This is a genomic window from Mucilaginibacter gossypii, assembly GCF_017569325.2.
Lineage (GTDB): Bacteria > Bacteroidota > Bacteroidia > Sphingobacteriales > Sphingobacteriaceae > Mucilaginibacter > Mucilaginibacter gossypii.
The window spans coordinates 5,146,090-5,159,258 of the sequence record NZ_CP071878.2 but is presented as its reverse complement, the minus strand read 5'-3'; the positions used below and the strand labels follow the sequence as shown (position 1 = coordinate 5,159,258).

Annotated in this window: 14 protein-coding genes; all 14 read left to right on the top strand. The window is 42.9% G+C overall.

Annotation, left to right across the window (positions count from 1 at the left end):
* Nucleotides 1-110 precede the first annotated feature (110 nt).
* The 14 genes from J3L18_RS21605 (at nt 111) to J3L18_RS31150 (ending at nt 13,162) form a co-directional block, all read left to right on the top strand.
* Nucleotides 111-1,751, top strand: a complete 1,641-nt coding sequence (locus J3L18_RS21605) for a glycosyltransferase family protein (protein WP_112571147.1) — start codon at nt 111-113, stop codon at nt 1,749-1,751.
* 288 nt (nt 1,752-2,039) lie between these two features.
* Nucleotides 2,040-2,465, top strand: coding sequence for a hypothetical protein (locus J3L18_RS21600; protein ID WP_129567793.1), 426 nt, complete (start codon nt 2,040-2,042; stop codon nt 2,463-2,465).
* 147 nt (nt 2,466-2,612) lie between these two features.
* Complete coding sequence (locus J3L18_RS21595) at nt 2,613-3,218, top strand: DUF2231 domain-containing protein (protein ID WP_311084088.1); 606 nt, start codon at nt 2,613-2,615, stop codon at nt 3,216-3,218.
* Between the two features lie 51 nt (nt 3,219-3,269).
* A complete protein-coding gene (locus J3L18_RS21590) occupies nt 3,270-3,932 on the top strand; it encodes a DUF305 domain-containing protein (protein WP_112571153.1) in 663 nt (220 codons plus the stop codon).
* A gap of 105 nt (nt 3,933-4,037) precedes the next feature.
* Complete coding sequence (locus tag J3L18_RS21585; RefSeq protein ID WP_167516251.1) at nt 4,038-4,205, top strand: hypothetical protein; 168 nt, start codon at nt 4,038-4,040, stop codon at nt 4,203-4,205.
* 158 nt (nt 4,206-4,363) lie between these two features.
* Nucleotides 4,364-6,595 (top strand): heavy metal translocating P-type ATPase, encoded by a 2,232-nt coding sequence (locus J3L18_RS21580; protein ID WP_112571155.1) that lies wholly within the window; start codon nt 4,364-4,366, stop codon nt 6,593-6,595.
* Nucleotides 6,596-6,610: 15 nt separating this feature from the next.
* Nucleotides 6,611-6,823 (top strand): heavy-metal-associated domain-containing protein, encoded by a 213-nt coding sequence (locus J3L18_RS21575; protein WP_112571157.1) that lies wholly within the window; start codon nt 6,611-6,613, stop codon nt 6,821-6,823.
* 103 nt (nt 6,824-6,926) lie between these two features.
* Complete coding sequence (locus tag J3L18_RS21570; protein WP_112571159.1) at nt 6,927-7,358, top strand: HYC_CC_PP family protein; 432 nt, start codon at nt 6,927-6,929, stop codon at nt 7,356-7,358.
* 66 nt (nt 7,359-7,424) lie between these two features.
* Nucleotides 7,425-7,988 carry a helix-turn-helix domain-containing protein gene (locus J3L18_RS21565; RefSeq protein WP_112571161.1) on the top strand — a complete coding sequence of 188 codons (564 nt, stop codon included), beginning with the start codon at nt 7,425-7,427 and terminating at the stop codon, nt 7,986-7,988.
* Entirely contained in the window at nt 7,960-10,869 is a 2,910-nt protein-coding gene (locus tag J3L18_RS21560) for a multicopper oxidase domain-containing protein (protein ID WP_112571163.1), read from the top strand. The genes J3L18_RS21565 and J3L18_RS21560 overlap by 29 nt, the downstream gene beginning before the upstream one ends.
* 38 nt (nt 10,870-10,907) lie before the next feature.
* Complete coding sequence (locus tag J3L18_RS21555; RefSeq protein WP_112571165.1) at nt 10,908-11,585, top strand: DUF305 domain-containing protein; 678 nt, start codon at nt 10,908-10,910, stop codon at nt 11,583-11,585.
* 30 nt (nt 11,586-11,615) lie between these two features.
* The gene (locus J3L18_RS21550; protein WP_112571167.1) at nt 11,616-12,233 is read left to right on the top strand and encodes a DUF305 domain-containing protein; all 618 of its coding nucleotides are present in this window, start codon (nt 11,616-11,618) and stop codon (nt 12,231-12,233) included.
* Nucleotides 12,234-12,281: 48 nt separating this feature from the next.
* Entirely contained in the window at nt 12,282-12,626 is a 345-nt protein-coding gene (locus J3L18_RS21545; RefSeq protein ID WP_112571169.1) for a four-helix bundle copper-binding protein, read from the top strand.
* Between the two features lie 158 nt (nt 12,627-12,784).
* Nucleotides 12,785-13,162 carry a four-helix bundle copper-binding protein gene (locus J3L18_RS31150; protein WP_112571171.1) on the top strand — a complete coding sequence of 126 codons (378 nt, stop codon included), beginning with the start codon at nt 12,785-12,787 and terminating at the stop codon, nt 13,160-13,162.
* Nucleotides 13,163-13,169: the final 7 nt, after the last annotated feature.

Below are 13,169 nucleotides of genomic sequence, written 5' to 3'. Positions count from 1 at the left end.
CTACGGTGCTCAATGCCGGGATCAACCGCGGCTATCACAAATAACTAACAACTTAGCATGTAACCATATAGCGTCAATTGCGTTAAACAACGTCTAAATTGAATTTGGCCATGCAATTAAAGGAAAACGTTAAATATATATCAGCGGGTGTGATCCTGCTGATCCTGGCTTTTTTACAATGTTACAGGACAGTTCATGACCTGCATTGGGCCTTTGAGCCGGATTTCGACCGGGATATTGGCTATATCAGGAGTACGCTGGATGGACACTTTGGTTCCGACCCCAATATAGCCGGTGAGTATATGTGGTATAACCCCCTGTTGTACCTATCTGAAACTGCCATTGTTTATGTCACCGGCCTGCCGGTAAATATTGTGGTTGCAAGGGCCGGGGCCTTTCTCAACCTCCTTGGCCCAGTTTTCTTTTTTTTCATGATGATCCGGCTGTTTGATTATAAAGTTGCTCTCGCGGGATTATTGTCCTTTTTATTTTTGGCTTCCGGTAATCTGCCCGGCTGGGGCGGTGCCACTTATTCACCCTGGCCGCTCGCTGATTCATACGTACAGTTTTTATTTTATCTGAATATTTTCTTTTGCTACAAGGCGTTTTCGACGCAGAAAATGTACTGGTTCTTAGTATTGGGCGCTTTCTTAGGTATCAGCTTTTTGGGGCATTCCGCGCCGACGATCATCATTATTTTGCTGCTGATTTCTTTGCAGGGCCAAAAAGTGGTATTGGCTTTAAAAAACAAGCAATTTAGTACTGTCGGCACCTATTTCCTACAGGGCGCGTTAACCATTATTCCGTTTTTTATCCTGAGCTTCCCTTTTCTATATTTCGTCCTATTCAAATACCACCTACATTTTATCAACCGTGTTATTTTACAGTGCGCACCAGGTATTTTCGCGAGGCACAATACCCTGGAACTGCTGAAACTAAATATTACATTTTCTATGGTTGTTGCTGTCATAGGGTTTGTATGGTTTTATAGGAAGTATCAGCAGCCTGTTATTCGCCGGATAGTTTTTAATTTATTGTTGATTACGTTAATAATGTATGTGTATGAGGCGGCTCTTCCTACAGCGAACCGCATGCTGCATATCACGCTTCCTGATACCATCCCGGCTTTCCATTACTTTTTCTACTTTAAAGCGCTGCAGTCCGTTTTCTTTGGTTTTGGTTTTATCGCCTTATCCGGCCCGGTCATTCAATGGTTAAGTGACCTCCTTGTACGGAAATTCACAGTTAAAAACCCGTTGATCCTTTATAGTAATTTGATGGTATTATTCATTTTACTTTTTGCCCTGGGTTATTATTCCATTTACAGCAAGCGCAAAGATTTTCTTGAACCGAGGCAGCAAGCGCTGGCTAAGGAAAAACGGACGGATGAAATAGAAGTGTACAATTACATCAGCAAGAATATACCGCTCGATAAAGTGATGCTTTGCGGCCATGATCAGTCTCTTTTCCCGGTAATGGCAACCGGCATTAAAATGGTTTCAGTGGAGATATACTTTTCCAATCCTTATATTAGCTATGAAAAGCGGGAAAGTGACCGGCATGATATGCTTTCCTTTCTGTCTACGTCGCAGCCGCTTTCCGCTGAAAAATTATTTGCTGCATACCGGGTCAGCTATGTCCTGTTAACAAACCAAAGCTTTGAAAACTATAAAAGCCCCTCTTTTCTGGCCAGCAGCGTGGTTTTTAAGAACAATTCCTTTACCCTGATAGCGTTGAACAATACGATATAATACAAGAGGGTAAAATTTGCGCACAAGTAGGTGCATGAAAATCATTGATGCGTAGGAAAAGGATTGCACAAATGAAAAAATATAATGACAAGAATGAGGTATTAACCATATTAAAAATGAATTCATCCTGATTCAGAATAATTTTTATATCGTAACTGCGAGGCTAAATGGTTGTAAATTCAAAAGCTGCTTATATTTTTATACCTTACAGTTACGCACCCGCTAACATATAATTTTGTATGTGACCAAAAACAACATAAACAAAAAATATGTTAACTTAGATATTTAATGAGAAAAAAAGCGGTATTTCTGTTATTTATCTTTTTGCTCAACTCTCTTGTTGGGCTTGGTTGTACTTTACGCCAGAGTTTTCAGGATCTGCCTCATCATAATGATCATGAAGTTGTAATTCATGCCCTGCATAATAGTAATCACGCTGACCACTTTTTAACCGAAAAAAATAATCATCCTGTTTTGCAAAACGAGGATGAGGCATGCTGTCAGAACAGTACGGCCCGGTTTAATTCGCTGGCCAAAGAAACACCTCAAGGTAACAAAGTTTCATTTGAGTCACCTCAAAATATATTTTTTCCCTGTAATCCACTTATCGTCAGGTTTACCAGTTTTTTGCCAGCAATTAAGAATAGTAAAAAGGTTTCCCAATGGCCACCATCCTGGACGATGCGCATAGCTATCCAGCGTTTCCAGATTTGATCAATTCCAATATTTTTTCTCCTTTTCATCATTCGAAGAATAATTGACGCGTGACTGTTTTTGGCCATTTTACTGTCCATCAGGTCTCAGTTAATGTTTGTTGAATGCCAGGAAAAAGGTCATCGGTAAGCACCATTGCATTTAGCGATGCCTCGCTTGTTTATTATGGAATTCGGTATCGCTTTGTACCGGTCAAAATATCAAATCTTTAATATTAAGACTATGTTTTCAGGATTTCCCTCTTTACACCCGTTAATTATACATTTTCCAATTGTATTGATTTTAATGGCATTTGCCTTCCAGATCATAATTGTAGCCAAACCTCAATGGCATCAAATCAGGTGGGCTACATTGGCGATCATGGCCGCAGCTTTTCTTTCCGCATTAGCGGCCAGCACTTTGTTCCATGCTGACCCGGCGGATAATACGCCTAAGGCCGCTATGGCAATATTTGCAGCGCATGAGAAGTATGCAAGGTATACACTATGGTTATCAGGCATCACGTTGCTTTTAAAGGCAATAGGCGTTTTTGCAAAATTTTATTCCAGGTCATATAATACCGTTGTTTTGGTATCGGCTACTCTTGCTGCTATCTGTTTATCAATTACCGGTCATCACGGCGCACGGTTAACGCACATCGCCGGCGTAGGGCCTATGGGCAGATATTTGATGAAAGAGGATGATATGGGTAAGGAGCATGCTAAACCCGGCAAACCAGATAGCCTCATGAAAATGGATTCTACCATGAAATAATGGGCTTGCCCGGTAATCAGGCAGAATGTAGCCAACTAAAGATCAATCCCCATGATGCACAAAACACCTGGACTTTTTGCGTTGTTTCTATTTTATGCTGTGACCGTTCATGGTCATGGCAGGAATAGCTACGTTTCGGCGGGTTTCGTTAATCCCGATACCACGGTAAGTTTCAACAGTATTATTGATAAGATGAATATCCAACTCGGTCAGCTGCTCATGACGGGCAATACTGACCGGGATATCGTCATGTCCATTATCGTAATCAATCTTGGTGCTGTGGAGTTGGAGATGCTGGAGATGCAAAAGGGAAAAAATGACCGGTTGGTCCGGAATGTCAGGAAAATGATTGCTGTCCGAATCCATGAAACTTTAGAATTAAATAAATTCCTGGTCAAGGGGAATCTGCCGGAAAATTACGATCCCTTACATAAAGACGGCTGCATAGGCCGCCAAATAGCTTCATTTCCCCAGCATAAAAAACTGACTTTCGCAAGCAGGCCAACAACCGACGAGGAATTTGTGCTGCTGCTGATCGACCTCGATCAGCAAGGCTTAAAAATGATTAGGGTATTATCGAAGTATGGGAATGATAAGGAACTGCGGTCGTTTGCCAAAAAGATCAGGAAGCATTTACGTGCGGAGATGGGTGAATTATCAGGCTATTATCATCGTAGCGGCAGGCCTGCCATAAACAGACTGGAACATTTCTAATGGCGTATCATTCGTGAGTAACAGACAAGAACATCGTCGGGCATCAGCTTTTGGCTTAAAAGCTAATGCCCGACATTTAGATTACTACCAGTTTAATTATTGTCTATGCCAATTCCAGAAAAGCAAAGAATTAAAAAGTCGGCTCCTAAAAAGAAAAAGCCCTGGACAGCCGGCAGAATATTTAAAGAGATTATCTATACGCTTGTGTTCTTGCTAAGCCTGGCGGGTATTATTGCTGTTTTATGGGCGGCATTCCATACGCATTTGCATTAACAGTACCGATCATGGCGAGACTCCACCGATCATCACTTTATTGCGGTATGACATAAGTATTGAGTTGTACCTAACAAATTATGTAATTCTTTCCCCGAATTATGTAATAGTCATAAAAGAATGAGGCGTAATTTTGTAACCATATATTTAATTCAAGAATGACAGCAGCAACCCAAACACTTACTTTTCCTGTGACCGGCATGACCTGCGCCGGATGTGCAGCGAGTGTAGAATCAATGATCAATGCACAGGAAGGTGTAGAAAAGGCGGAAGTTAATTATGCTACACAGTCGGTAAAAGTAGCCTTTCATCCGGCTTTAGTACAACCCTTTAGCTTGCAACAAGCTGTACAATCTGTTGGGTATGATTTAATCATTGATACGGTGAACGGGCGGGAAAAACAAGCAGAAGCCCAGCAAAGTCAATTGAATAAATTAAAGAAGAATATCATTTGGGCCGGGACATTAACGGTTCCGGTTGTATTGATCGGGATGTTTTTCATGAATTTTCCGTATGGAAATTACATCATGCTGATCCTGACTGCACCCGTATTATTCGTTGCAGGCCGGAGTTTTTTTATCAATGCCTGGAAACAGGCCCGTCACGGCAGAGCAAATATGGATACGCTTGTCGCGATGAGCACGGGAATCGCTTTTGCATTTAGCTTTTTTAATACCGTATATCCCGAATTCTGGTATCGGCAGGGACTGATGCCGCACGTTTATTTTGAAGCTGCTGCCGTAGTGATCGTCTTTATTATGCTGGGCAAGCTTCTGGAAGAGCGGGCAAAGTCTAATACCTCTTCTGCTATCAAAAAATTGATCGGGTTGCAACCAAAAACTGTTTTATTCATCACTGACAAGGGAGAAATAGAAACGCCGATTGCAGAAGTTCAGGTAGGTAACCGTTTGCTGGTTCGCCCAGGTGAAAAGATCCCCGTTGACGGCATCTTATTTGAAGGGAGCTCTTTTGTTGATGAAAGTATGATCAGCGGTGAGCCTGTCCCGGTTGAAAAAAAAGCAGGTGATAAGGTATTTGCCGGAACAATAAACCAAAAAGGCAGTTTTCGCTTTACGGCCGAAAAAGTGGGAAGCGCAACGATGTTGGCCCAGATCATTCAATTGGTTCAGGAGGCGCAAGGTTCAAAAGCCCCGGTTCAAAAACTTGTCGATAAAATTGCCGGCGTGTTTGTACCGGTTGTCATGTTAATTGCGCTGCTGAGTTTCGGAGCATGGCTTTTGTTCGGCGGGCAGCACGCCCTCACCCAGGGCCTGTTAGCTATGGTAACGGTGATGGTGATCGCCTGCCCCTGCGCTTTAGGGCTGGCAACACCTACCGCTGTTATGGTCGGGATCGGTAAAGGAGCTGAAAACGGCATCCTTGTTAAAGATGCTGAAGCCCTGGAACTTGGCTACCGTGTGAACGCTGTTGTTCTCGATAAAACCGGAACATTAACAGAGGGCAAACCAAAAGTAACAGATCTGGTCTGGACAAAACCGGCGGAAGAGAACAGGTCATTTCTTGCAGGAATTTTGCTGTCCTTAGAGCAAGAATCAGAACACCCTTTGGGAGCGGCTGTAGTTGAATACCTCAAAGAGATGGACGTAAAACCTGTTCCCTTAGCTTATTTTAAAAGCCTTACCGGACGCGGAGTAGAAGGCTTGCAGGATGGAAAGCCTTATTTGGCCGGGAGCCCCAAGCTGGTTAACAGCATTAACATCCAAATACCGGATGATCTGAAAAAGCAGCAGGATTTGTGGCAGAATGCCTCGAAGACCGTTATCTATTTTGCAGACCATACATCGGTCTTAGGTATCATCGGTATACAGGACAAGTTAAAAAGCAATTCCGCGCAGGCGGTAGAAGATTTGAAAAAACAAGGCATCGAAGTTTACATGGTTACGGGCGACAACCGGCAAGCGGCGAATAACATTGCAGCTGTAGCAGGGATCGATCAGGTCATAGCAGAAGCATTACCTTCAGATAAGGCAGACTTTGTTAAACAATTGCAAGCCAAGGGAAAGGTCGTAGCTATGGTTGGCGATGGTATCAATGACAGCCAGGCACTGGCCCAGGCTAACCTTTCCATCGCGATGGGGCAGGGTTCAGATATCGCAATGGATGTTGCGAAGATCACGTTGATATCCCCCGACCTTACGCAAATCGCTAAAGCGATAAAGCTTTCACGGTTAACGGTTCGTACGATAAGACAAAATTTGTTTTGGGCATTTGTTTATAACCTGATCGGCATACCTATTGCGGCCGGACTGTTGTATCCTATCAACGGATTTTTATTGAATCCGATGATCGCCGGGGCGGCTATGGCACTAAGCTCCGTATCGGTGGTGAGCAATAGCCTCCGGCTGAAATTATCAAAAATTAACATTTAATATAAATCAAATAACATGGAAACGTTCAAATTCAAAACCAATATTAACTGCGGTGGCTGCATAGCATCTGTAACCCCATCATTGGACAATTTAAAGGGTATAGATAAGTGGGAGGTAGATACCGCTAATCGCGATAAGGTACTTACCGTACAGGCAGAGGGTTTAACTGCCGAACAGATCATCGAAAGTGTGACGGCAAAAGGCTATTTTGCACAAAGAATTGATTAGCAAAGGTGTAGACAGAAATCCTGCTGCGATGCCAGCAGGATTTTAATTTTAAAGAAAAATATTTAGTCAAGAACAATTGTAACTTTTTTGTGTAGTAATAATAATGAAAAAGTTTAGTGCATTGATTTTGGCGGCCTTATACCTGATGTTAACATCAGGGGTATCAGCCTGCTTTTTTCATTGCTGTACCGATGCCGGCCCCGGTTATATTAACCATGGTTCCGCATTGTCCAAAACAGATTCTTGTGACGATGATCATTGCTGTGACGAGCCTTCGGGAGATTCCCCTTCTCAAATAAAAAGTCAGCATTGCACTTGCTGCAACCAGCAAAACTTGTCGATGGTCAAGGAAAATGTTAATGGATCAACGGAATTGCAGTTAGAGGTATTTAAAGTTCAACTTCATCAGATTATATATTTTCAGGATTGCGTTGTGCGAGCTACTACTGAGCAATTCAAATGGCCTATAGCTAAAGCACCACCTGATGCCTCAAAGCCATTTATATATATTTTAAATCGTTCTATCCTCATTTGAGTTCAAGCTGCCGCACCCCGCGGATGGTATTTTAATGTTTAATCGTTAACCGCTTGAAACTCGAACATGATCCTTCATATAAAAAATATGGTTTGCGACCGTTGTATTATGGTCGTCAAACAACAAATAGATAATCACAATTTTCTGGTCTCTGACATCAGCCTTGGCGAGGTTCAATTTCACCCCGAACCAAATGAGGAACAGATGCAACAGATCGCCTCCTCATTAAAAATACTGGGCTTTGAAATCATCGATAAGGAACGTGACCAACTGGTAGAAAAAATTAAAAACACCGTTATCAAGCTGGTCCACCATTCAGACCTGACCGGCGTTTATCAAACCCTCAGCAGTATACTTGCCGAAACCCTGCAAATGGATTATTCTTATCTGAGCCGTGTATTCTCCGATCACGAGGATGTAACCATTGAAAAGTTTATTATACAGCAAAAGATAGCGAAGGTGAAGGAACTACTGCAATATGGTGAGCTGAATATGAATGAAATAGCTCATATGATGGGTTATAGCAGCAATGCACATTTGTCTAATCAATTTAAAAGCATTACCGGTTTGACTCCCAGTCAGTATAAATCAATTGATAAAAATGACAGGAAACCACTGGATAAAATTTAATACCATCATGAAAATCACCATTAACCTATTAATCATCTGTCTGCTTGGATTTAGTCATTCAGCCAGTTGTCAGCAGAAAAAAATGCGCATGACCGATACCACCATGCACATGAAAATGCCGATGCCTGCCTCCAAGAAAGTTACGAAGAAACCTAACAAGTCGACTCCGGCTGCTCATCATATGCCCTCAAAAAACACCTCAGGAATGCCAGGGATGAAAATGGATGGCAGTTCAGCTAAGGCTTCTGGCGTTAAAAAAAGAAGTAATGCAATGCCTGGAATGAAAATGAGTAAGAAAAGTATGCCCGGAATGGATATGTCGGGACAAAATACGATGCCCGGAATGAATATGAAGGAAAAGACTGCAATGCCTGGAATGAACATGCAAGATACCGGTATGAAGCATATGGATATGAAAGATCAAATGAAAATGAGCGAAGGGATGCCGGGTATGCATATGAAAGGGATGACTAAACAGGGAAAGGACACCATAGGCAGTACCTCCTCTACCCTGAATGATCATTATATTCATGCCGGAAAACGGGTAAACTATGACCTCTTTATAACGGATACCATTGCAAATTATACCGGAAAACCGGTAAAAGCGATGGCGATAAACGGCCATATACCAGGCCCTACGCTTTCGTTTACGGAAGGAGACACAGCATATATCCGTGTTCACAACCGGATGAAAACGGAAACGTCTATTCACTGGCATGGTGTTTTAGTACCCAATCAGTACGACGGCGTTCCTTATCTCACCACTGTGCCAATCATGCCGGATTCCACCCATACCTTTATTATACCTCTCCGGCAAACCGGAACATTCTGGTATCACTCCCATACAGATTTGGACGAACAGTCCGGCCTTTATGGCTCCATTGTAATACATCCTCAAATAAAAAGCAAAGATTACCCCGAACAGGTGATGCTTTTTTCCGACTGGACGGATTATAAACCGAAAGAAGTGCAAAGGATGTTAAAGCGGGGAACCGACTGGTTCTCCATTCAGAAAGGAAGCGTTCTCAGTTATGGCGGAGCGATCTCAAAAGGTTACCTGGGCGACAAACTAAAACTGGACTGGATGCGTATGCCGGCAATGGATCTGGCGGATGTCAAATACGACCGGTTCCTGGTTAATGGCTACACGGATCAGCAACTGTCCAAATTTAAACCGGGTGAGACGGTTAGACTACGGATCATTAATGGTTCCTCATCCAGTTATTTTTGGTTGAACTATGCGGGAAGTCAAATGACGGTTGTCGCGGCGGATGGCCTGGAAGTAAAACCTGTGACGGTTGACAAGATACTGATCGGAACAGCAGAAACCTATGATGTACTTGTCAAAATACCCTTAAAAGGCAAATACGAATTCCGCGCGACCTATCAGGACGTATCAGGGAAAGTATCGGCTTGGTTAGGGTCTGGTGCTGAAGTTAAAGTTAAAGACATTCCTCCCGTACCCTATTATAAACTAACCCACACCTTCAACCGGATGATGAGCCAGATGAATATGCCTATGAATTCAGTGCCCAGCTCAAAAGTAAAAAATGACGGCCTGCAGTTCAGCAAGAGTACCGGCGAAATGAAAATGGACGGCATGGATATGGGTGATATGAAAATGGATAAAAAAGCAGATAAGCCTACGCCTGATAAAAGTGAAATGAAGATGAATGGAATTGACATGAAGGGCGACTCAAGCATGAAAAACATGGCTGGCAATAAAACAAAAAAAATGCCCGTGAAAGGAATGAAACCCGATATGGGTGACCAGCAGAAAGACATGGGTAAGATGGATATGGGCGAAATGGGTATGGGGGGCATGGGAAGCATGAATATGACTGATGACGGCAAAGGCACGAAGATGGGGCCGGGCGGTTCCATGTTGCTGGGATTAGGTGGTGAAGGGAAGATACTGACCTACGATATGCTTCAGGCAAATAGTTCAACTGTAATAGAAGGCTCTCATACGGTAAGAACGTACCATTTATATCTGACCGGAAGTATGATCCGTTACACGTGGTTGATCAACAATAAGGCTTTATCGGAAGCAGACAAATTATTGATCAGAAAAGGTGAGATCGTAAGGTTTGTTCTACATAATACCACGATGATGGAGCATCCTATGCACCTGCATGGGCACTTTTTCCGGGTTTTAAACGCCAAGGGCGATTCTGCGCCGCTAAAGCATACCGTCAGTATTGAGCCTATGCAGGTAAAAACCATTGAATTTTTAGCGGATGAAGCGCATGATTGGTTTTTTCACTGTCATACCTTATACCATATGATGTCCGGCATGGCCAGGGTGGTCCGTTATGAAGATAACCCAAGCAACCACGAGGTTGCCCCCTATCAGAAAAATAACCCCTTGTTAAAAGACGACCGCCGCTGGTATACCTGGGGTATGGCCTCTTTTCATTCGCAAACAAGTGTAGGGTCTATTTTCATATCGAACACCCGTTATGAATTCAACGCTAATTACAGGTTCAGCTACGATGGACGGTACGAAATTGACCCGCGTTTCCAGCGGTATCTGGATAATAACCAGTATTTGGCTGCTTATGTAGGCGGCAACTTCGAGCAGACAGAAAAAGGTAGGCTGTTTCGTCGTAACGGGGATAACAGCGCAGTTGCCGGTGTGCGCTACCTTCTTCCGCTTTTCTTACAAACAGATGCGCGTATCAGTAGCAAAGGGCAGTTTCGCTTCACGATCAGCCGGGAGGATATACCGTTGACCAAGAGACTGTACATGGGGTCATCCTATAATACAGATAATGAGTTCCAGGTCGATACGCGTTATATCCTTACCAAAAACTTCGCTGTTTCGGCAAGTTACGACAACCAATATGGTTTTGGCGGAGGCCTGACCATCATCTTATAGTATTTAACATCTAACATAAAACAAATAAAAACTAAGCTATGAAAACAACAATTTTAATGATCCCGCTTTTGGCAGCTAATGCCATTAGCTTTAACAGTACTAAGGGTGCGTTTGCAGGTAACAGTCCATTTGCAACAAAACCGGTTATTATTTTTTCGGCACCTGAAATCAAAACAAGCTTTCATGGGGAGGAGCTGATGGAGGTAATGAATAAGATGATGAAAGATATGGAGGCACAGCCGATGAAAGGCATAGTAGACCTCGACTTTGCGTCTATGTTAAAGATCCATCATCAGGGAGCTATTAATATGGCTAAGGTCGAACTCCAAGACGGCAAAGATGCCAAGTTGAAAGCAATGGCCCAAAAAATCATCGATGACCAAACGAAGGAAGTTTCAGATTTGGACCAGTTAATCGCTTCGTTGCAAAGCACTCCCAAAAACTATGACCCTATGAACAAAAGTGCCGGACCGGCAAAAGCGATGCAGGATAATATGATGTCTATGATGAAACCGGGCCATATGTCGATGTCCTCAGTGGACCATGAATTTGCAGACATGATGATTAAACATCATACGGACGGCATTCAAATGGCAAAAAGTATAATAGCCTATAGCAAAACAGACAAGCTACGTTCGATGGCACAAAAATCCATCCCACAGCAAGGCCAGGATATCAAAGGGTTTCAGCAGTGGAAGACCAATCATAAAGGATAAAATTCAGCAATTCATTTTAAATACACTACCATGAAAATTCTATTTAAACTTTCCATCTTAACCGCCTTTGTCGCCGTTTTTAGCGCATGTAAAAAAGATAGTAACCAATTGCAGCTACAGGGGCATGACCAAAATCAAATGATGGGCATCATGCACGCTACAATGGCGAAAATGGATACCTTAAAAATGACCAAAGACCCGGATAATGATTTCGCGCTGATGATGCGCATTCACCACCAGGGTGCGATAGATATGGCCAACCTCGAACTGCAAAGCGGAACCGATGCGACCATGAAACAAATGGCTCAATCCATCATTACAGCTCAGCAGGCAGAGATAGCGCAATTAACATCGTTTTTAAAATCACACCCGGCACACGGCAACGACCCGGATTTCGACATGCAACAAATGATGGATATGCAAAAAGGCATGAAACAAGCCGATCTACAGATCATTAACGGAAGGATCGATCACGATTTCGCCATCCTTATGATCGGGCATCATCAAACGGCAACAGAAAATGCACGATTAGAACTTTTGAAAGGCTCGGAAAGTGCTATGAAGACGATGGCTCAGAGTATTATAGACAGCCAAACTAAAGAAATCAGTCAGTTCCAGGATTGGTTGCTGGCAAATGGGAACAAATAGCTCCATCATTCATATAAATCTAACTACTAACTATATAAACGAAAAATTATGTCACATCAAAAATTCAAAGATTGCATTGATGCTTGTGTAGCGTGTGCGGTTTCCTGTAGCCATTGCGCTACCGAATGTTTAAAAGAAGAAGATGTCAAAATGCTATCTAAGTGCATACAACTCGATCTGGAATGTGCTGCCATTTGCCGGTCAGCTGCCGAGTTGATGAGTTTAGGCAGTGAATATAGCGCGCATCTGTGCCGCATCTGTGCCGATGCATGCAAAGCCTGTGCCGAAGAATGCGAAAAACATGCGCATATGGGTATGGAGCATTGTAAAGAATGCGCCGAAGCCTGCCGCAGATGCGCTGAAGCTTGTGAACAAATGGCTACAGCCGTTTAATTTTAAACTAAAGGTGTGCTGTGAAGCACGCCTTTAGCTTAATAGGTGAGCAATTTTATTCTTACGTGAGTACTGCTAACCAGCAAATATTTCAGAGATAACGAAATGAACTGGATAAGCTTTTGCCGGGATGCAAAGCATATTTTTTAAAGGAAACGATGTCAAATCCATATCAACAGGAATTTATTCAGAAGCTTGAAAGGTGTACTCTGCTTTGTGCATGCTATGTTGCTCAAAATCTGGGGCAGGACCCCTCCCGGGTTACGGGAACGGGAATACACATGGCTTTGGATTGTGCGTCAGTTTGCAAGGCAATGGCGGAAGAACTGACGCTGGAAGACATCATTACCTTACACTTATGCCAGGTGTGTGCATTCATCTGTAACTCCTGCGGGGAAGAACTTGAAAGGCTTGACGGCATGGGTATAGCATATTGCAGTGAGTGCAGTAAAGCTTGTTATCAATGTGCGCAAACCTGTCAACAAATTCTGTCCCGACCTGATAGCATAATTGAAGAACAACCTATTCAAACTTAAAACAGAA